The organism is Ruegeria sp. YTSA144 (genome assembly GCF_059610125.1).
The window spans coordinates 569,256-589,963 of the sequence record NZ_JBXWNA010000001.1; the positions used below are offsets into that span (position 1 = coordinate 569,256).

18 protein-coding genes are annotated in these 20,708 nt (G+C 58.9%); 5 read left to right on the plus strand and 13 right to left on the minus strand.

The genetic code is table 11. The features are described 5' to 3' along the window. Window positions 1-59 precede the first annotated feature (59 nt). The 7 genes from ccmB to yajC all read right to left on the minus strand — a co-directional run bounded on the left by ccmB (window position 60) and on the right by yajC (window position 5,535). Entirely contained in the window at window positions 60-716 is a 657-nt protein-coding gene (gene ccmB / locus AC2FF8_RS02945; protein WP_170343890.1) for a heme exporter protein CcmB, read from the minus strand. After that, window positions 713-1,327, minus strand: a complete 615-nt coding sequence (ccmA, locus tag AC2FF8_RS02950) for a heme ABC exporter ATP-binding protein CcmA (RefSeq protein WP_170343889.1) — start codon at window positions 1,325-1,327, stop codon at window positions 713-715. Before ccmA ends, ccmB begins: the two co-directional genes overlap by 4 nt. 144 nt (window positions 1,328-1,471) lie before the next feature. Next, entirely contained in the window at window positions 1,472-1,825 is a 354-nt protein-coding gene (locus AC2FF8_RS02955) for an Mth938-like domain-containing protein (RefSeq protein ID WP_425078475.1), read from the minus strand. 12 nt (window positions 1,826-1,837) lie between these two features. Further along, window positions 1,838-2,602, minus strand: coding sequence for a sulfite exporter TauE/SafE family protein (locus AC2FF8_RS02960; protein ID WP_496878872.1), 765 nt, complete (start codon window positions 2,600-2,602; stop codon window positions 1,838-1,840). After that, window positions 2,583-3,551 (minus strand): protein translocase subunit SecF, encoded by a 969-nt coding sequence (gene secF / locus AC2FF8_RS02965; protein ID WP_170343887.1) that lies wholly within the window; start codon window positions 3,549-3,551, stop codon window positions 2,583-2,585. The genes AC2FF8_RS02960 and secF overlap by 20 nt, the downstream gene beginning before the upstream one ends. Window position 3,552: 1 nt before the next feature. After that, entirely contained in the window at window positions 3,553-5,214 is a 1,662-nt protein-coding gene (secD, locus tag AC2FF8_RS02970) for a protein translocase subunit SecD (protein WP_425078477.1), read from the minus strand. Between the two features lie 33 nt (window positions 5,215-5,247). Continuing rightward, the gene (gene yajC, locus AC2FF8_RS02975; protein WP_117868574.1) at window positions 5,248-5,535 is read right to left on the minus strand and encodes a preprotein translocase subunit YajC; all 288 of its coding nucleotides are present in this window, start codon (window positions 5,533-5,535) and stop codon (window positions 5,248-5,250) included. Window positions 5,536-5,736: 201 nt separating this feature from the next. Between yajC and AC2FF8_RS02980 the strand changes: the two genes are divergently transcribed. Together AC2FF8_RS02980 and serS are read left to right on the plus strand one after the other, a co-directional pair. Beyond that, a complete protein-coding gene (locus tag AC2FF8_RS02980) occupies window positions 5,737-7,401 on the plus strand; it encodes a mechanosensitive ion channel family protein (protein WP_496878873.1) in 1,665 nt (554 codons plus the stop codon). Between the two features lie 72 nt (window positions 7,402-7,473). Continuing rightward, window positions 7,474-8,766, plus strand: coding sequence for a serine--tRNA ligase (serS, locus tag AC2FF8_RS02985; RefSeq protein ID WP_496878874.1), 1,293 nt, complete (start codon window positions 7,474-7,476; stop codon window positions 8,764-8,766). A gap of 57 nt (window positions 8,767-8,823) precedes the next feature. Here serS and AC2FF8_RS02990 read toward each other — a convergent pair whose 3' ends face one another. Further along, on the minus strand, window positions 8,824-9,465 hold the full coding sequence (locus AC2FF8_RS02990; RefSeq protein ID WP_496878875.1) for a helix-hairpin-helix domain-containing protein: 642 nt from the start codon (window positions 9,463-9,465) through the stop codon (window positions 8,824-8,826). Window positions 9,466-9,558: 93 nt separating this feature from the next. Continuing rightward, window positions 9,559-10,542, minus strand: a complete 984-nt coding sequence (locus AC2FF8_RS02995) for a fatty acid desaturase (protein ID WP_170343882.1) — start codon at window positions 10,540-10,542, stop codon at window positions 9,559-9,561. A 511-nt stretch (window positions 10,543-11,053) separates the two neighbouring features. Between AC2FF8_RS02995 and AC2FF8_RS03000 the strand changes: the two genes are divergently transcribed. After that, entirely contained in the window at window positions 11,054-11,449 is a 396-nt protein-coding gene (locus AC2FF8_RS03000) for a hypothetical protein (protein ID WP_496878876.1), read from the plus strand. Window positions 11,450-11,463: 14 nt separating this feature from the next. On the opposite strand, the gene der is transcribed toward AC2FF8_RS03000, so the two are convergent. From der to AC2FF8_RS03015, 3 genes are read right to left on the minus strand one after another with little or no spacing between them, the layout of a single operon-like run. Continuing rightward, on the minus strand, window positions 11,464-12,927 hold the full coding sequence (gene der, locus AC2FF8_RS03005) for a ribosome biogenesis GTPase Der (RefSeq protein ID WP_170343880.1): 1,464 nt from the start codon (window positions 12,925-12,927) through the stop codon (window positions 11,464-11,466). Between the two features lie 49 nt (window positions 12,928-12,976). After that, window positions 12,977-14,299: a PQQ-like beta-propeller repeat protein gene (locus AC2FF8_RS03010; protein WP_496878877.1), complete on the minus strand. Its 1,323-nt coding sequence runs from the start codon at window positions 14,297-14,299 to the stop codon at window positions 12,977-12,979. 44 nt (window positions 14,300-14,343) lie between these two features. Beyond that, window positions 14,344-15,015 carry a hypothetical protein gene (locus AC2FF8_RS03015; protein ID WP_170343878.1) on the minus strand — a complete coding sequence of 224 codons (672 nt, stop codon included), beginning with the start codon at window positions 15,013-15,015 and terminating at the stop codon, window positions 14,344-14,346. Between the two features lie 226 nt (window positions 15,016-15,241). Between AC2FF8_RS03015 and AC2FF8_RS03020 the strand changes: the two genes are divergently transcribed. Further along, entirely contained in the window at window positions 15,242-16,468 is a 1,227-nt protein-coding gene (locus tag AC2FF8_RS03020) for an efflux RND transporter periplasmic adaptor subunit (RefSeq protein ID WP_496878878.1), read from the plus strand. Beyond that, entirely contained in the window at window positions 16,465-20,253 is a 3,789-nt protein-coding gene (locus AC2FF8_RS03025) for an efflux RND transporter permease subunit (protein ID WP_496878879.1), read from the plus strand. Before AC2FF8_RS03020 ends, AC2FF8_RS03025 begins: the two co-directional genes overlap by 4 nt. A gap of 45 nt (window positions 20,254-20,298) precedes the next feature. On the opposite strand, the gene AC2FF8_RS03030 is transcribed toward AC2FF8_RS03025, so the two are convergent. Then, window positions 20,299-20,697: a DUF2147 domain-containing protein gene (locus AC2FF8_RS03030; protein ID WP_170343875.1), complete on the minus strand. Its 399-nt coding sequence runs from the start codon at window positions 20,695-20,697 to the stop codon at window positions 20,299-20,301. Window positions 20,698-20,708: the final 11 nt, after the last annotated feature.

A 20,708-nucleotide genomic window follows, 5' to 3' on the forward strand; every position in this document is an offset into this window, starting at 1 on the left:
GCCCTATCTAGTCCGAGTTGGGGGTTTTCTCAATTGACATCAGTCAAAGTTGGGACGGTTCACCGCAGATTGATACGTAACACAGCCGCGCTGGCAAAGGGCAACAATGCTATCGTCGCAGCCGTGATCCCTGCCAACATCAACAACGGCGTCTGCACGTCCATCCCCGTTGCCCCACGCCGGGCGACTTCGGCCCCGAAAATCAGGGTGGGGACGTAAAGCGGCAGCACCAAGAGCGACAACAGCAGCCCGCCACGCTTGAGGCCGACGGTCAGGGCAGCGCCGAATGTGCCGATCACGCTCATGGCCGGGGTTCCGATCAGCAGCGAGATGACAAGCCAGAAGAAGCCCGGTGCAGGCAGGTTCAGCAAAACCCCCAGAAAGGGCGCGGCCAGAACCAAAGGCAGGCCTGTGGTCAGCCAGTGGGCCAGCGCCTTGATGGTCACAACTGATTCCAGTGGCAGCGGTGCCGTGGCCAGAAGGTCCAGCGATCCGTCCTCCCAATCCAGCGCCAGAAGCCTGTCGAGAGACAGAAGGCAGGCCAGCAACGCCCCCAGCCAGAGCACTCCGGGTGCAATGGTGGACAGCAGCGAGGATTGTGGCCCCACTGCAAACGGCACCATCACGGTCACGATCAGGAAAAAGGCCAATCCCAATCCGAACCCTCCGCCTGCACGGAAGGCCAGTTTCAGGTCGCGCAGCAGAAGGGCGATCACAGGAAGCCTCCGTCGAAATCGTCAATGGGTTTGGGTTTGGCCTTGTTCGGGCCGACGTCCAGAACCTCGCCATCCAGGCCAAGGTCGATATGGGTCGCGATCAGGGCTGACCCGCCCTGCCCCAGATGCGCGCGGACTGCATCGGCGAACATTTGCACCGCATTTCTGTCCAGCGAAACGGTCGGTTCGTCCAGCATCCAGATCGGCCGCCCGGTGACCAGCATTCGCGCTAGCCCCAGCCGCCGTTTCTGACCAGCCGACAGGTTCCCCGCATGGCGGTCCGCCAGCTCGTTCAACTGGAACGCGTCCAGCGCCGTCTGGATGCCGTTGGTGCCAAAGACAGAAGCCCAGAACGTCAGGTTCTCGGATACAGTCAGCGTCGGTTTCAGCCCGTCCGAATGGGACGCATATGCGATCTGGTCTTCCGCGCCCTGGATCTGACCTTCCAGCGGCGGCTGCAACCCGGCCAATGTGCGCAGAAGGGTCGTTTTGCCGATCCCGTTCGGCCCACGCAGAATCAGCGCTTTGCCCGGAGGCAGCTGAAAGCTGAGATGCTCCAGGACGGGAATGCCACCACGGGTGATCGACAGGTCGGTTACTATCAGAGTCATGAGACCCGCTTATCGGAATGTCATCAGAGGCAAAAGGTGGGATTTGCCGCAGTTCGGTTACGGGAGCTTTGAGCAGAGAGGTCCGAGTGAGGGGCCAGCCCCTCACACACCCCGGGATATTTTCAGCCAGATGAAGGGGTCCCGTCAGACCGGGATCAGAGCAAGCGCTATGCGGCGACCTTCAGAGAGCAAGACATTGTAAGTGCGGCACGCAGCCGGAGAATTCATGATTTCGACGCCGACTCCGGCACTTTCCAGCCGGGTGCGCAAAGATTGGGGAATGTGAACCATGTCTTTGCCGGTACCGACAAGCAGAACGTCAATTTCATCGGCCAGTTCCAGAAGTGGCTGCGAATCTTCATAGCCGCCCCAGGTGGCAGGTCCTGCGGGACCGGTCAGAACGGCGCCTTCGAACACATCACCGCCGATGCGGAAAAAACCGGGGCCATAGCCATCAACCGGCTTGGCATCTGAAAACGTAACCTGGTTCAGGCGCATTTCTTCCCTCCTTCAATCCAGGATCGGCAAACCGGACACGACTGCTATCAGAATGACCGAATAAGCCGCAGCGCGATAGATCCGTTCGAGCTTTGGATCGAACAGAGCCTTGCCGATCAGTGTGGTGGTCAGATAGGGCACACCCAGCAGCAGGACAATCCACAGGATCGACAGATCCGCAGCGCCTCCGATCAGGATACTGAAAACGATGGCCACATCCAGCAGCGCCAGGAAGATGATCGTGTTGGCGCGAATCTTGCGCACATCTGAAGAACTGGCCAGATAGAATACGATAACGACCGGGCCGGTCAGTCCGGTCATGCCGCCGATCACGCCCGCGCTGCCTCCGATGGCCAGCCGTCCGGGCACACCCAGTCGTCCCTGCCAGCGCCAGCCGGTGACGATCGCCAACAGGGTCACGCCAGTGATGCCGCAAGCGATCCAGCGCAGAACGACCGTGTCGGCCTGTGCCATGACCCAAAGCCCCAGTGGCACGGTCAATGTCGCTGCAATGCCCAAAGTGCTGATTTCGATCTTGTCGCATTCGTGCCACGCCTGCGGCGCCAGCGCAAAGGTCGATACGATCCCGGTGGCCGCCATCAGAAAGACGACATCGGCAATCGGCAGGAATTGAGTGGCCACCGGCACAAAGATCATCGCGGTGCCAAAACCAGTGAAGCCGCGGACAAGTCCCGCGGCTCCGATGGTAAGTATCAACCAACCCAGCCCCGGCAGGGACAAGGCCTGTTGCAACGCCTCAGGCATCGATATTGGCAAACTGGTTGCCCGCCGTGTTGGACGGCTTGGACCAGTCGCGCTTGACCCCCAGCCACAGCAGGATGGTCGAGGCCACGAAGACCGATGAATAGGTGCCCACGATCACGCCCCAGATCATCGCAAAGACGAAGCCGCGGATCACATCGCCGCCCAGAACATAAAGCGAGATCAACGCCAGCAACGTGGTGACCGAGGTCATGACGGTCCGGCTGAGGGTCTCGTTGATCGAAATGTTCAGCACCTCTTTGAGGTCTTTCTTCTTGTATTTCCGCAGGTTCTCACGCACCCGGTCGAAGACGACCACGGTATCGTTCAGCGAATAACCGACGATGGTCAGAAGGGCCGCGATAATGGCCAGATCAAAGCGGATTTGCAGTTCCGAGAAGATACCGATGGTCAGGATCACATCGTGAACCAGCGCCGCCACGGCCCCCAGCGCGAACTGCCATTCGAACCGAAGCCAGATATACACAAGCACCGCGCCGATCGCCAAAGCCACCGCGATGACGGCGGTCTGGATCAACTCGCCCGAGACCTTGGGCCCCACGGATTCCACTGACACGAACTGAATGTCGGGAACAACCTGCTGCAACGCTTCTTCCACGGCGGTGATGGTCGCAGCTTCCACAGCCTCGGCATCTTCTTGCGCCTGAATGCGGATCATCGCGACGTTTTCGTCATCCGCAAAGGTTGGGTCGAAAATCTCGGTGATGGTCACGTCACCCAGTTCCAGAGGGGCGATGGCATCTCGGTATGTGCCCACATCGATCTCAACCGCGCTTTGCGTCCGGATCGTGGTGCCACCTCGGAAGTCGATGCCGAAATTCAGCCCCTGCAACAGGAACGAGGTGAAGGCAACCACCATCATCAGGCCGGAGATGCCCAACCAGACCTTCCAGTGTTTGAAAAAATCGAACGAGGTGTTCTGGGGTACGAGTTTCAGTCTCATGTCAAACCTCGATCGTTTTCGGACGGCGGCGTTCGAACCACATCACGACCATCAGGCGCGTCACGAAGATTGCGGTGAAGACCGAGGTCAGAATGCCAAGGCCCAGAGTAATTGCAAAGCCGCGCACCGGGCCACTGCCCATGGCAAACAGGATCACGGCGGTGATGAATGTGGTCACGTTCGCATCCAGAATGGCCGACAACGCCTTTTCATAGCCCAGTTCGATTGCGCGCGCCGGACCTTTGGCCGATTTCAGTTCCTCGCGGATACGTTCAAAGATCAGCACGTTGGCGTCCACCGCCATACCAACTGTCAACACGATCCCCGCGATACCCGGCAGGGTCAGGGTTGCCCCGATCATGGACAGCAGACCGAACAACAGGCCCACGTTGATGATCAGCGCGATGTTGGCGAAGATCCCGAACAGACCATAGCTGAGCGCCATGAATACCAGCACCGCGACAAAGGCCACGATGGTGGCGACTTTGCCCGCGTCGATACTGTCCTGCCCCAACTCGGGCCCGATGGTGCGTTCTTCGAGGAACTCCAGACCGGCAGGCAGTGCGCCCGCTCGCAGCAGAACGGCCAGATTGGTGCTTTCCTCAACCGTAAAGTTGCCGGTGATGATACCCGAACCGCCCGGAATATGACTTTGGATCACGGGGGCCGATATCACCTCGTCGTCCAGAACGATGGCAAAGGGGGCTCCGATATTGTCGCGGGTGTAATCCCCAAATTTGCGCGCACCAGACGTGTTGAACCGGAAGTTGACCGCAGGGCGGCCGTTCTGGTCGAATGCGGGCTGCGCATCCACCAGTTCCTCGCCGGTAACAACCGGAGCGGATTCAATGGTGTAGTAAACACCGCTTTCGTCAATCGACGGCACGATTTCTTCGCCAATGCCTGCAACGGCATCCGGGTCGGTGCCTCGTCCGGCAACCGGGTTAAAGGTCAGCTGTGCCGTGGTACCGATGATCTCTTTCAACTCACCCGCGCTGCCGATGCCTGGCACCTGAATCAGGATACGATCTGCACCCTGACGCTGAATGGTGGGCTCTCGGGTGCCCACTTCGTCGATCCGGCGGCGGATGATTTCCAACGATTGACGAACCGTGCGGTCGTCTGAGGCCAGTTTTTCTGCCTCGGACAACTGAACGACAATCGTGTCGCCTTCGGCACGCGCCTCGATATCCGTTGCCCCGACACCGGTCAGGGTCTGCACCTGACGGGCAAGACCGCGCACGACTTCCAATGCCCGCGCCATGCCCTCGGGTTGGCTGATGCGCACGCGAATCTCATCGGGAGCCGATTCCTGACGGCGGATCGTCCCGACGGTCGAGCGTTCGTCGCGCAGGGCGTCACGGATTTCCGGCCACATCGCCTCCATCCGGGTCTCGTAGACGTCCTGCACCTGAACTTCGGCCAACAGATGTGCACCGCCGCGCAGGTCGAGACCCAGATTGACCAGTGATGAGGGCAACCAATTCGGCCATTGCCCGGCTTCGGCCTGCATTTCAGGCGTGTCCACGCCCAGCTCTATCGCGGCCTTGGCGTCGTTTGATTGCTCAACCCGCGTATAAAACGCGTTTGGCAGGGCCATGAGCAGACCAGTCACGCAGACCAGCCAGATCAGAACCCGCTTCCAGGTATCAATTTGCAGCATTACCCTGCCTTTTCAAGGAATTGTAAGGTGGAATTACTTCGCGGGTTCGGTTTTGTTCAGAACCTGAGCAATGGTCGACTTGACCACACGCACCTTTACACCTTCGGCGATCTCGACTTCGATCTCGTTGTCGCCTTCCTTGACCTTCGACACTTTGCCGATCAGCCCGCCCTGGGTGACAACCTGATCCCCGCGACGCACGGCGTCGACCATGGCTTGATGTTCCTTCATTTTCTTCTGCTGCGGACGGATCAGCAGGAAATACATGATCGCAAAGATCAGGATCAGCGGGAGAAACTGGGCGATTGCGCCACCTTCCATGGGATATTCCTTTATTCAGATCTTGCGGCACCGTTCCGCAAATTTGGCCGGAACCTATGCTTTGAAATGCGTGTTTGCAAGCAAAGGTGGTCATGTGACCGGCTGCAACCTGACAAAGGTGCCTCAAGAACCGTTTGAACGTTGCAGATATGTCCTATGCAGATATTTCAGTTTTGCTATAGTCAGACGTCAGGGGGGACAATGAAAACTCGTTACAAGCCGTTCCAATCGTTGACGCTTTTGCTGTCTCTGCTGACCTTGTTCTTGTGCCTGGCAGTGCCGCTAAAGGCCCAGGAAGCACCTGCCGAAATCACCGAGCCCGATGTGGAAGAAACCGAAAGTTTCAAGGCACCTGTCATCGTCGACGGCGACATGTTGTTCTTCTTGCGCGGCTCCAGCGCCCTGCCCGCGCCGGAACGGGCCGAAGGCGTTCAGAATAAGATCATTGAGGTGGCCGAAGCCTCGGAAAGCCCCGCGGTCGACATCACCTTTGAAGAAACCGATCTGGGCATACGCATTCGCGCCGACGGTGAAATCGTATCGATCGTAACGGTTGCGGACGCCGAACTGGACCAGATGGAGCTGGACGTCCTCGGCTTCTTGCATGGTCAGGCCATCGAAGAGGCCATCCTTGCCTACCGCTCCAACCGTACAGATCAAGCCCGGGTATCCGGAGCGATTGAGGCCGCTGGATGGACCTTAGGCTTTGTCGTCTTCGTGCTGGTTATCCTTTGGCTGCACCGGCGGATCAGGCGGCGCACTTTGAAACTGGTAAAGCGTTATTTGAAGGATGTCGAAACGGCGACGGCCAAAAGCGTTCAGGCCGAAGCAATCGCCGCCCTGATCCGATACGGACTGAATTTTGCCCTGTTGGTCATCTTCTTTCTCGGCTTCTACTACTACCTGTCCTTCGTTCTGCTGGCCTTTGCGGAAACACGCTATTTCGCGCAGCTGCTGCTGACCTATCTGACAGAACCGGTGCTGCTGATATTCAAGGGAATACTCAGCTATATCCCGAACCTGATTATGCTGAGCCTGATCGCATGGGTCACGTTGTACATAATCAAGGGCATGCGCGTGTTCTTCGACGCGGTCGAAGCCGGTTCCTTCGAAATGGGCGATTTTGAAAAGCACTGGGTCAATCCGACGTTCAACATCGCACGGGTTGTCGTGATTCTGATCGCGCTGGTCTTTGCCGTTCCCTACATTCCCGGTTCGGATTCGGCCGCCTTCCAGGGACTGACCATTCTGGTCGGCGCCATGCTGTCGCTGGGGGCCAACTCGGTCGTGTCCAACATGCTGGCGGGGCTGTTCGTGATCTATCGCCGTTCCACGTCAATCGGCGACCGCATTCAGATCGGAGAGCATATAGGCGACGTGGTTCAGATCAAACTGATGGAGACGCATCTGAAATCCATCAAGAACGAGCTGATTTCGATCCCGAACGCACAGTTGATGAATTCGGATGTCGTGAATTTCTCGAAGAAAACCGATGGCAGTGGTTTGCTGCTGCACACGACGGTTGGCATCGGATATGAAGAACCGCCCGAAAAGATCGAAGCAATGCTGATCGAGGCGGCCAACCGCACCAAGGGGATCAAGGCCAAGCCGGAACCTTTCGTGCTGTGGACGGCGCTGGCCGACTACGCCATCAACTATCAGATCAACGGCTATACCACCCGCGGCAGCATCATTCCGAAAATCCGCTCGGACCTGCATCGCAACATTGTCGCCGTATTCAACGAGAACAAAGTGCAGATCATGACGCCGTCTTACATGGCAGATCCACCGGAACCAAAAATCCCGACAGAAGAATGGGACGGACATCTGGCGCATGAAATCCACGACGAGGCCGATAAGTCGTAACCGGTGCTACACCCCGCCCGACAGATGGTGCATAAGCGGTTTCAGTGATTCACGCATTCAAGGATCTGAGACATGCACGACATCCGCGCCATTCGCGAAAACCCTGCCGCTTTCGACGCCGCTCTAGCGCGCCGTGGGGACGCGCCGGTGTCGTCAGATTTGCTCAGGCTGGACGAAAGTCGCCGCGCCAAGATTCTGGCCGCCGAAACGGCGCAGGCCGAACAGAACAAAGCGTCCAAGGAAGTCGGCGCGGCCAAAGCTCGAGGCGACGAAGCCGAGTTTCAGCGTCTGCGCGCGCTGGTCGCCGAGAAAAAGGCCGAGATCGCACGGATGCAGACCGAGGCCAAGGATCTGGACGCCCTGCTGACAGATCAGTTGATCCGCATCGCAAATCTGCCCGCCGAAGACGTGCCGGATGGCGTGGATGAAAACGACAATGTCGAGGTCAGCCGCTGGGGTACGCCGCGCGAACTGGATTTCGCGCCCAAGGAACACTTCGAGATCGAATCCGTTCAGCAAGGCATGGATTTCGAAACCGCAGCCAAACTATCCGGCTCGCGATTTGTGCTGCTGTCCGGCGGCGTCGCCCGTATTCATCGCGCTTTGGCGCAGTTCATGCTGGATACCCATATCACTGAAAACGGGCTGACCGAGGTGAACGGCCCGGTTCTGGTTCTGTCCGAGATGATGCAGGGCACCGGCCAATTGCCGAAATTTGGCGAAGACAGCTATCAGACCCGCGAAGGCTGGTGGCTGATCCCGACCTCCGAAGTGTCGCTGACCAATATCGTCAACGACACTTTGATCGAGGAAAGCTATCTGCCCCGCCGATACACCGCGCATTCCCTGTGCTTCCGGTCCGAGGCCGGATCCGCGGGCAAAGACACCCGCGGGATGTTGCGGCAGCACCAGTTCGAAAAGGTCGAAATGGTTTCGATCACGCATCCGGACAAATCGGACGAAGAACAAAAGCGCATGCTGCGCTGCGCCGAGGGCATTCTGGAAAAGCTGGGCATTCCTTACCGCACCGTCATCCTGTGCACCGGTGACATGGGCTTTGGCGCCCGCCGCACCTATGATATCGAGGCTTGGTTGCCCGGTCAGGACACCTATCGCGAGATCAGCTCGGTTTCGACCTGTGGTGATTTCCAGGCCCGCCGCATGAACGCAAGGTTCCGCCCCGAAGGTGGCGGCAAGCCGGAATACGTCCATACGCTGAACGGTTCGGGTTTGGCTGTTGGGCGTTGCCTGATCGCTGTGCTGGAAAACGGCCAGAACGCGGACGGCACCGTGACCTTGCCCGAAGTCCTGAGCCCCTATCTGGGCGGCAAACTGACCCTGCAACTGGACGGCACACTGGCCTGAAAAACGCAACCGGCACCACCAGGCGCCGGTTCACAAAGAAAGACGGGGCGAAGGAACTTATTTCTTCGCCTTTTTCTTGTCCTTCTTGCGGTTTTTCTTCTTGTCACTTTTTTTCTCGGCCTTCTTGGCGTCTTTTTTGCCCTTCTTGGCGTCTTTTTTCTTGTCGTCCGTCTTCGGCTTTTTGCCCTTCTTGGACTTTGCTTTCACCTTATCCTTGGCCTTGGAAAACGCTGCTTCCATTTCTTTGCGTTTCTTGGCGGCTTTTTCAGCCTTGGCCTTGGCCTTAGCCTTTTTCTTGGCCGCAGCTTCAGCCTTTTCAGCTGCCGCTTTTTCTTCCGCCGCTTTGCGTGCGGCCTCTTCCGCCCGTTTTTCGGCAGCCGCAGCGGCCACGGTCTTGCGCGCGGTGGCTTTTTGGGCGGCTGGTTTTCGGGCGGCTTGTTTTGCAGCTGTTGGTTTACGGACCGCCGGCTTTCGGGCCGGCGCCTTGCGCGCGCCAGGCTTCCCGGCTGCGGGCGTTGCAGCTATTGCCGCTTTTGCGGCTTCGATCAATACGGCGGCGCGGCTCTCTCCGACCCGTGGAACCTTGACCAGATCTGCGGGTGACGCCTTCGCTATCGCTTCTGCGGTCTTAAAGCCATTGGCTGCAAGGGCTTTTTTCAGCGCCTCTCCCACACCTTTAACGTTGGTCACTACGGTCATCCAAGGGTCCTTTCTCCATCGCCCTGCCTCATCGCAAATACACTGGATATGCACATCCGCAAGTTCAGCGCTTGCCTTCCCAAAACCAATGGATCAGCTATGCGCCAGCCCAGCGGTTCGGTCATTTTTCGGGAACGGCACGAGGCGTTTCGCATCCTCATCCCAAAGCTTGAGGTTCAAAGCCGCTACTGCCTCGGGGAACTTGATCCGGCGAGGGGTGAATTCAGGCGGCAGGTTATAGTGGCAGGCCCGCAACCGATAAGATGGGATACGTGCATTGAAATGGTGGATGTCGTGTAGCGTGATGCAGGCTACGGCGGTATCGAACCACCATCCGAAATCCAGCGCGGAAGACCCATGAAGCGCCGCGGTCTGCGGGTTCAGATCAGGGCGGCGATCCCAATAGGTGTCTTCAAAATTGTGTTGCAGATACACAAGGAACACACCCAGCATTCCGCCCAGGAAAGAAAACACCAACCAAACCCAAATACCGGTCATGCCCGCGATCAGATACAACAGGCCCAAAAATACGATGATCGAGGCATTGTGCAGCAAAACGCCTTTGACACCGAAACGAACAGTGTTCTTGGGCCAGCGATAGCGAATGAAGTATGTGAACAGGGCACCGACCGGCACCAGAATGAAGGGGTTTCGGTACAGCCTGTAAAACAAACGTGTTTTCCAGTCCGCGTTATTCCATTCCCGCAACGTCATGGTGTGAATTTCACCGGTCTCGCGATGCTCGAGGTTTCCGATCCCAGCATGGTGCAGATTGTGATTCTGCTTCATCACCTCGAACGGCGCAAAGGTGAAGGGGGAAAGACCGTGCCCCGCCCATTCGTTCTGCATTCGCGTTTCAAACAGCGAATGGTGCCCGCAATCATGTTGCAGCACATAAAGGCGCACTGCCGAAAAGGCGAAGACGATCCCGGCCGGGACCATGATGTACCAGCGATCCACGAATATGATAGCCACAGCCAGCGATGCGAAATACACCGCAAACGTGCCAAAATAGCTCAGTGCAGCCAATCTGTTGTCCTGAACTGCATAGTGTCTTGTGTATTCCCTCAGATCCATCCAGTCCGCTCCCCACGATGGCCCTGTTATAATCCGTTCAAAATCCAGGCGCGGATTGACCGCGTGAAAACAATGCATGTGCTGACAGATGCACACACCTGAATGCTAGCGCGCAGAACAGGGGCTGTCACGCCCCCAGAGCGAAAACGCTGAATATTGGCGCAGTTACGCGCTTGCGTGACGATCACAGGCACCGAAAAACACGCCCCTGACAACAGGGACGCGCCCGAAGAACAAAGCCCCACAGTGTTTCGGAACGCTTCAACAGTATTCACATGCCTCCGAGTTGACGCATGGGAAACTTCCGGTCAGAGTAAGAAGCCGTGTTTTAAGGCCTATTGATTGACTTTATCGAGAAATATATTGCCATTGGCGCCATTGATCTGCGCCGCGCTTGCGGGGTGCTCGTATAACGGTTTTGGCACCTCATCCACAGCCGCCATCGTGACCGGCAATACAGTTGTGCACGAGTTGCGTGGTCGCCGGCTGCACCTCGATTCAGGACCGCAGTTTGGTCTACGGGGAACGCAGCGGCGTGAACATCGCGTTACGCTCTGATCCTGCCAAGGCCCTGCCTGTCGAAGTCAACGCGGGTGTACAGCGCCGCGTGACAACGCTGGTTCCGCCCATATCGCGCAATCAAAACAAACGACCCGATGACGAGGCGGTCAGTTTGGTTTCCACATTTGACCTGACCTATGACAATGCCAACGCTTCCAAAGGTCTTTTCGGAGGTCGAACGAGAATTGCATCGATCTTCACGACCGGCTCGGCCGCGGCCGAACTGGCGACGGCCATTGAACAGGGCAATGGGACGTCAGAGGGTATCGCCAACGCCGCAGAAGCGAACCGCGCATTCGTCCTTGGGCACGATTTAATCAGTCTGCCTGTGTCATCAAAGCCCTGATTCCGGTGCGCAGCTTACCCGCGCCCCTTCAGATGCTTGGCCAATGCGCCCGCGTTTTTCTTGCGCCGCCCCTTGTAGGGGTTCTTGTCCCCCTGCCCGCGCAGAGTCAGGCGGATCGGTGTTCCGGGCATGTCGAAATCCTGCCGTAAACCGTTCACCAAGTAACGGGTATAGCTTTCTGGCATCTTGTCGGGATGCGAACACATCACCACGAACCCCGGAGGTCGGGTCTTGGCCTGCGTCATGTAGCGCAGTTTGATCCGGCGTCCCTGTGGGGCTGGCGGCGGATGTTGTTCCAGCATGGCGGTCAGCCAGCGGTTCAGAGCGGCAGTCGGCACCCGACGGTTCCAGACGTCATGGGCGCGCAGAATCGCGGCGCGCAAACGCTCCAACCCCCGGCCCGTCTTGGCGGAAACCGTGATCAGCGGCGCGCCGCGAAGCTGTGGCAGCAGCCGGTCAAACGACTCTTTCAACTCGCGCAGCTTTTCCTGTTTGTTGTCCTCGATGTCCCACTTGTTGACCGCGACGACAACGGCCCGGCCTTCGCGCTCGGCCAGATCGGCGATTCGCAGGTCTTGCTGTTCAAACGGGATCGCGGCGTCCAGCAACACAACGACGACCTCGGCAAACTTCACCGCGCGCAGACCGTCCGACACGGAAAGCTTTTCCAGCTTTTCCTGTACTTTTGCTTTCTTGCGCATCCCTGCGGTGTCAAAGATCCGCATCGGAGTGCTTTCGCCATCCGGGTCAGCCCAGTCGATTCGCAAACTGATTGCGTCACGCGTGATGCCAGCCTCTGGTCCCGTCAACAGACGGTCTTCGCCAATGATCTTGTTGATCAAGGTGGATTTGCCCGCGTTGGGACGCCCCACTACCGCAACCTGCAAGGGCTTGGCCGCGGTGATCAGCGGCGTCTCGCCCTCACCGTCTTCGTCCAGTTCAATGTCCGTTTGCGGGGCTTCCTCGACCTGTTTTTCTTCTGCCGCATCCGCCAGAGGCATCAGCTGCGCATACAGGTCCGTCATCCCTTCACCGTGTTCGCCTGACAAGCGGACCGGTTCACCCAGACCCAGATTGTAAGCTTCCAGAACACCCGCATCCGCGGCATTGCCTTCGGCTTTGTTGGCCGCAAGGATCACGTGCTTGGACCGTTTGCGCAGGATCTCGGCGAACATCTCATCCGTTGGTGTCACACCCACGCGCGCGTCGATCATGAACAGGCAGACATCAGCCATGTCCACAGCACGTTCCGTCAAGCGGCGCATCCGACCCTGAAGACTGTCATCCGTCGCGTCCTCAAGACCCGCCGTATCAATCACTGTAAAGCGCAGATCGCCCAGACGCCCTTCGCCTTCGCGCAGGTCACGCGTCACGCCGGGCTGGTCGTCGACCAGGGCCAGACGTTTGCCCACAAGGCGGTTGAACAGTGTGGATTTGCCCACATTCGGGCGCCCCACGATGGCGAGGGTCAGCGACATGATACTCAACTTTCAAGACTCAAGAAGCGCCCTTTAGCGCATCTTGCCGTCAACGGAAAGCGTGTAGATCACCCTTGGAGGAAACGACATACAGCGTTTGCCCGGCGACAACCGGCGCCGTTGTCGCGCCTCCGGGGACTTCGACCTGGTGAACCAGTGCTCCGTTAACCGGATTGAAGAAGCGCAGATACCCGTCATTGGACGCAATCACAATACGGCCTCCGGCCAGGATCGGACCGTAATGTGCAAAGATCGGCCCGCGACGGCCTCGCTTGTCCTTGACAAAGCTTGGCAGATCCTGCGCCCAGATGACCGAGCCATCGGCCGCGTTCAAGCGCACCAGCTGACTGCGGTCACTGATCAGGAAAATGCTGTTGCCCGCGGGCCAGACAGTGTCGACCGCGCCTTCATCGGCGGTCCAGCGGCGTTCACCGGTGGCGGCGTCAAAGGCTACGGTCCGGCCAGAATGGTTGCCGATAAAGATTGTGTCTCCGACAACCATCGGACTGCCGGTCACGTCAACGATCTGCGCGGCAGCCCGCCCCCGCCGCCCGCCTGCGACCGACGCATTCCAGCGACGGATTCCGCCACGGCGGAAGGTAGCCGCAACATCGCCGGACCCAAATGCAAACACTGCCAGGTCCGAAGCGATCACCGGTGCCGGAGCCCCCAGGACGTTACCGACGCTGGGCGTGCCTTCGATTTGCCAGGCAATTTTGCCATCCTTGGCATTGATGGTCCAACCGGTTTCGTCACCCGCGACCAGGTACAACAGCCCGTCATTGACCATCGGCGCGCCGCTCCCGGTTGCTTCCAGTCGCTTCTGCCAGCGCACTGCACCCGTTTTTGCGTCCAGAGCGGTCAATCGCCCAAACCCGGACGACACATAGAGAACACCGTCCGAATAGGCCATGCCCCCACCTGTGGCGTCCACATCGCCGTCGCTTGGCGGAATCAGGTCGGTATCCCAGGCCAGCTGGCCCTGCGGAGTAACCGCTGACACGGCCGCCCCCGCATCCAGCGTATAGATCAACCCACCCGCAACCACCGGTTCGGCGGTGATCCGTTGCTTGCGCGAGTCGCCCTGCCCGATGGAAGCGGACCAGATCCGCTGCGGCGTGGCACGCAAGGCCGCATTCGAGGTTCGGTAGGCAGCCGTCCCCGGGCTTTGCGGCCAGCTGGCATTCGCCTTTTGAGCCGGCAGGCTGATGGGCTGAGAGCCGCTTTTTTCCACCGTTTCCAGATCAGACGCCGGACGGATGTCCTCACGTTCTCCGGGCAGGATCGCTTCGGGAGGTTCACAGGCGGTCAATGCGGTCAAAGCCAGTGCCGCAACCGGCCATCCCGCGCGGGAAATAATTCTTGTTACCATGGTGTTCCGAACTCGCCTGTCATAAAGTCTTTTGTCCCGCCTGGTCAGCCCTGTTGCGCCACCAATGGCTCGGGTTCGCCGCCCAAAGCGACTATCAGCTGGGCCGCACGCTGTTGCAGATCAATACCGACCTCGGCGTCCTGACGCAGCGCTTGCAAACGGTCCAGTGCCGCATCGACATTGCCCTCGGACACGTCAATCAGGGCCAGTTGCTCTTCGGCCAGCAGACGCAAAGGCGCACCGGGCGCAGCCAGCGCCTCAAACTGTTGTCGACGGTCGGCAGCAGGCAAGGTGTCGCTTTGCAACAACAGCGCCTTGAAGCTTGCGATCGCGCGATAAATCTCGGGCAGGTCCCCCTGCCTAGCAACCGCGTTCAGGCTGTTGACTGCTTCGTCGCGCGATCCGGCCTCTACCTGCGACGCAGACAGCAGCATCTTCAATACTGCATCCCCGCCCGGCGACTGCGCCTCGATATCCCGCAACCCGGCTGCCCGAGCATCTGAATCGTTTTCCGACAGAGCTGCCAGAATCGAGTCACCCAGAGCCTGCGCCTGCGCCGTGTCGCGGGACTTGCGGTATTCATTGAATGCAGCCCCGCCAACAATCAGCACGACGGCCGCCACACCAACCCAGCCCCAGCGGCGCAGCAGCAGATACATCCGGTCACGGCGTACCTCTTCCGTGACCTCATCAATGAAACTGTCGGTGTCGCTCATTCCTGCCCCCTGGGCTGTGTGTCTTGCATAAGTGCGCCATGTCATACCCCGGCACCAACGCCAAGCCAAGGGTCCGATTTTGCGCATTTTCACCGCTTGGCTTCTCTCTTGCGAAAAAAACCAAACCGAACTATTCAGTTTAGTGTGGAAATTACACGGCCGACGCCCCATTTCATAGCGAGACAGGCCCGCTTTTGTTGGCACCGAATTCTAGGAGAAATACTGTATGCGTTTGATTTCTTTCATCAACGCCCTTCTGGTTATTGTTGCGCTTTATTATCTCGTTTTTGAGCGCGACTCTTTGTTCGCCTTCGCCGGGCGTGGGGACACGGAAGAAGCCGCGCAGACAGAAGCCGTTGAATCCGACGATACCGATATTGCTGCCGTTGGCGTCGTCGCCCTGCGATCGCAGGCGCGCGAAATTGACAGTGCGGTTCTGCTGCGTGGACAAACCAAGGCGAACCGGCAGGTCGAAGTTCTGTCTGAAACCACATCCACGGTCATCTCGGAACCCAAGCGCAAAGGTGCGTTTGTCGAGGCCGGGGATGTTCTGTGTGAACTCGACCCCGGCACGCGCCCGGCGCAACTGGCCGAGGCACTGGCTGGCAAACTGGAAGCTGAAAGCCGCATCCCCGAGGCTGAAGCCCGCTTGCAAGAGGCGCATGCCCGTGTGGCCGAGGCCGAAATCAACCTGACCGCGTCGCGCAAACTGGCGGAAACCGGGTTTGCTTCGGAAACCCGCCGCATTTCCAGCGAGGCTGCGATGAGCACTGCCAAAGCAGGTGTAAAATCCGCCGAAGCCGAGCTGGAGGCCACCCGGGCCGGAATCGAAGCAGCCGCAGCCGCCGTCGAAGCCGCGCAGCGAGAGGTTGGCCGCCTGACCATCAAGGCCCCGTTCAAGGGCCTGCTGGAAAGTGACACCGCCGAATTGGGCAGCCTGATGCAGCCGGGATCCCTTTGCGCAACTGTTATTCAGCTCGATCCGATCAAACTGGTCGGGTATGTTCCGGAAACCGAGGTCAACCGTGTCCAGGTGGGGTCCGAAGCGTCGGCAACACTGGTCACCGGTCGGCAGCTTGGCGGCCGCGTCACGTTCCTCAGCCGCTCGGCGGATCAGACAACACGCACCTTCGAAGTTGAAATCACGGTTCCGAACCCGGATCTGACCATTCGCGACGGTCAGACCGCGACCATCCGCATCGCAGCCGAGGGCACCAAGGCGCACCTGCTGCCTCAATCCGCACTGACCCTGAACAACGAAGGTCAACTGGGTGTCCGTACGGTCGGTACCGGCAATGTCGTCGATTTCATGCCCGTCCGCATTCTGCGTGACACGGCAGAGGGCGTGTGGATCGACGGCCTTCCCGAAACGACGGATATCATTGTTGTCGGTCAGGAATTCGTTACACGCGGAGTAACCGTTGCGCCGACCTATCGGGAAGCATCACAATGACCGGTATCGTCGCATGGGCCGCTGATCGGGCCCGAATGGTATTGGCGTTTATCGCCATCTCGCTGGTTATCGGTGGATTTGCCTATGTCTCGCTTCCGAAAGAAGGCGAGCCGGATATCGAAATCCCCGCCCTGTTCGTTTCAGTGCAGTTTCCCGGGATTTCCGCAGAGGATTCTGAAAACCTGCTGATCAAGCCGATGGAGACCGAACTGGCGGATCTCGACGGGCTCAAGGAAATGACCTCGACCGCAGCCGAAAACTATGCAGGGGTCGCGCTGGAATTTGACTTCGGTTGGGATAAAACCGCGATCATGGCCGATGTGCGTGACGCGATGAACACAGCTCAGGCGGACTTCCCCGAAGGCGCAGAGCAATACTCCCTGACTGAGATCAACTTTTCCGAATTCCCGATCGTCATCGTGAACCTGACCGGTCCCGTACCCGAACGCACGATGGCCCGTGTCGCCAAGGATCTACAGGACGATCTTGAGGCTCTGGATTCCGTTCTCGAAGCCGGTATCGCAGGCAATCGCGACGAGATGCTCGAGGTCGTGATCGATCCGCTGCGGCTTGAGGCGTACAACGTGACGGCGGACGAGCTGATCAACGTGGTGCGCAACAACAACCAGTTGATCGCGGCCGGTGAGGTTGAAACCGCACAGGGCACCTTTTCGGTCAAGATACCGTCGTCGTTCAAAACCGCACAGGATGTTTACGGCCTGCCGATCAAGGTCAACGGCGATCGGGTCGTCACCTTGGGGGAGCTGGCACAGATCAACTACACTTTCGAAGACCGCGAAGGGACAGCCCGTTTCAACGGTGAATCGACCGTTGCGCTGCAAGTGGTCAAACGCAAGGGATACAACCTGATCGACACCGTCGCGCAGGTGAAGGAGACCATCGCCCAGGCAAAGACCAAGTGGCCGCCCGAGCTTCAGGCGGCGGTTGACCTGGGCACATCGAACGACCAGAGCCGCATCGTCGGCTCGATGGTCAGCCAGCTTGAAGGCTCGGTTCTGACCGCGATCGCGCTGGTGATGATCGTGGTTCTGGCCTCGCTGGGGACGCGGGCTGCCCTGTTGGTGGGTTTTGCGATCCCGACCTCGTTCCTGCTGTGTTTTGCGTTTCTCGCCGTCATGGGCGTCAGCATCTCGAACATCGTGATGTTCGGCCTCATCCTCGCTGTGGGGATGCTGGTTGACGGTGCCATCGTGGTTGTGGAATACGCCGACAAACGCATCAAGGAAGGCGTGGGCCCGATGCACGCCTATGTCGAGGCCGCCCAGCGCATGTTCTGGCCCATCGTGTCCTCGACCGCGACGACGCTGTGTGCGTTCCTGCCCATGTTGTTCTGGCCCGGTATTCCCGGCGAGTTCATGGGAATGCTGCCCGTCACGCTGATCTTCGTTCTGTCGGCCTCGTTGATCGTGGCGCTGATCTATCTGCCGGTCATGGGCGGTGTTTCCGGTCGGCTAAGCCGCATCTTCGACCGGTCTTCGGTCTGGTTGCGGGCCCGCACGCCATGGTGGGTACGGGTGTTGATGGTGCCGCCGTCGCTGTACATGATCTTTCTGGGCGCGATGCAGGTCCTGAACCCCGACTACCTGCTGCCCGGTGGCGCGATCGCCGGGGCGCTGCTGTTCCTGTTCGGGGCTTTTGCCGGGTCCGTAACCCTGAGCGCGGCAAAAATTGAACGCGCCAAAGAGGACCATGTTCACACGGCGGACGAACACACATTGTTTGGCCACGTGGTCCGGTTCCTTGTCGGCAACCCAATCATGCCGATTGTATCACTGCTGGTGGTTTTCTCAGCGGTGTATTTCGTGGCCTTCCTCTGGTTTCCCCAGGAGTCCCGAGGCGTGGAATTCTTCGTGGAAAGCGAACCTGAACAGGCCACCGCATATGTACGGGCCCGCGGGAACCTGTCCCTGGCGGAAAAAGACGCGATGGTTCTTCAGGCAGAAGAGATCATCGGATCTCATCCCGCGGTCATCAATGTCTTTGCCTTTGCGGGCGAAGGCGGTTTGAACCAGAACAACGGTGGTGCTCAGGCGCCGGCCGATACAGTGGGCCGGGTTCAGTTCGAAATCATCCCTTGGGAGGATCGCCCCAACATCTCGGAATCCGCCCTGTGGGGCCTGTTCGAGCGGCACTTCGTGGCGCCCGAATATGACGGCGACTTCGTGATTGATGAGCTGAATGCCCAACTTGCAACGATCCCCGGCATCATCGTCGAGATTTTGCCGTTGGAGCAAGGCCCTGCTTCGGCCAAGCCTGTGCATCTGCGCATCAAGGGTGACGGGTGGGAAGACCTGACCTCGGCAGCGATCACCGCCCGCGAGGTTTTCGACACCACGCCGGGCCTGATTAAGACCGAAGATACCCTGCCCCTGCCCGGTATCGACTGGCAGATTGACGTGGATGTCGCCAAGGCCGGTCGGTTCGGAGCCGACGTGGCCACGGTTGGCGCCATGGTCCAGTTGGTCACGCGCGGCATCCTCCTGGGCGAAATGCGCCCGGACAGCAATGATGAAGAGATCGAAATTCGCGTTCGCCTGCCCGAAGAAGACCGCGTTTTGTCGACGCTGGATGCGCTCAAGGTCCGTACCCCGGACGGTTTGGTGCCCTTGTCGAATTTCGTGACACGTAAACCCGTGGCCAAGCTGGCCGAGATCAACCGCGTCGATCAACAGCGATACTATGACGTCAAAGCGGATGTCGAACCGGGGCTGAGCAAGGTCGTGACCGAAGGCCCCGATGGAAAACAGGTGCGGCTGGCTGTCGTGCGTGAAGTGGCGGAAGGTTACACACCTACTGGCACGGTGCTGAACGCGGCGGGCGGAAAATCATACGAACTGGTTCAACTGACCGGTGCAGAAAGCGTCGATCAGTTGCGCGGCGTGATTGAAGACGGGGATGCGCAGTTTGCGCTGATCAACCCGAACGAGCGTATTGCGGTGCTGACGGAATGGCTGGAAACCGGCCCGTTCGCCAACGCGATCAGCTGGGAATGGACTGGTGATCAGGAAGAGCAGGAAGAATCCGGCGCCTTCCTGGTGAACGCGTTCATGGGCGCCCTGGGGCTGATGTTCGTGATCCTGCTGGCGCAGTTCAACTCGTTCTACAACTCGGTTCTGGTTCTGCTGGCGGTGGTTCTGTCCACCACCGGGGTTCTGATCGGCATGATCGTGATGGAACAGCCCTTCTCGATCATCATGACCGGGACCGGCATCGTGGCGCTGGCGGGTATCGTGGTGAACAACAATATCGTTCTGATCGACACCTATCAGGAATACAGCAGCTATATGCCGAGGATCGAGGCGATCATCCGCACCGCGGAATCGCGTATCCGTCCGGTTCTGCTGACCACACTGACAACGATGGCCGGTCTGACGCCGATGATGTTCGGCTTGTCGCTGGATTTCATCAACGGTGGCTATTCCATCGACAGCCCCACCGCCCTGTGGTGGAAGCAGTTGGCCACGGCTGTGGTCTTTGGTCTGGGCATCGCAACTGTCCTGACGCTGATCGTCACCCCGTCGCTTCTGGCACTGCGGGTCTGGGTGACGACCTATGCGATTTGGCTCAGCCGCGTTCTGGCCCGTGTAACCGCAGGTCGCTCCAGCCAGATCGCGCAGGACATGGCGATAGGGCGCTCTGCCCGCAAGGTGCAGGCCACCGAAATCGTGTGGGAGGACGACACGCGTTCCGAAGAACCGGAACAGGAGAGTCGATCAGATCAGTCTGACCGCCCCTCTGGCCCGCCGCTGAAAGCTGCTGAATAAACGAAAAGGACCGGTATTCCCGGTCCTTTTTTCATTTGACCATCATCACAACCGGGACCACGTTTGATGCGCGCAAATCTCGTGTTCGCATCCTTTGACCAGCAGCTTGTCCCCCTGCAACGTCATCTGTGGCACGGCATCCACGTCGATCAACGGGACCCAGAACTCGCCCCCGCCATATTTTCCATCGCCTTCACCGGCCACGTCCCAGAACAGTTTCTTGCCAATATTCGGCGTCTGGACTTCCTTGCCGGACGCGTCATAGGCCGAAAGGATCCGACCGCAGAACTTGTCCCCACACGCCGTAATTTTGATGTGCGAAATCAGGTTCTTGCGGTCAGGTTCAGTTTTCCAGACACCCACGATGGGATCGGCCGCCACAACGACCGGCAGACAAATCGCGATCACTATGGACGACAGTCTTGATTTCAGTCGGTTCATCATGGCAGGCACCC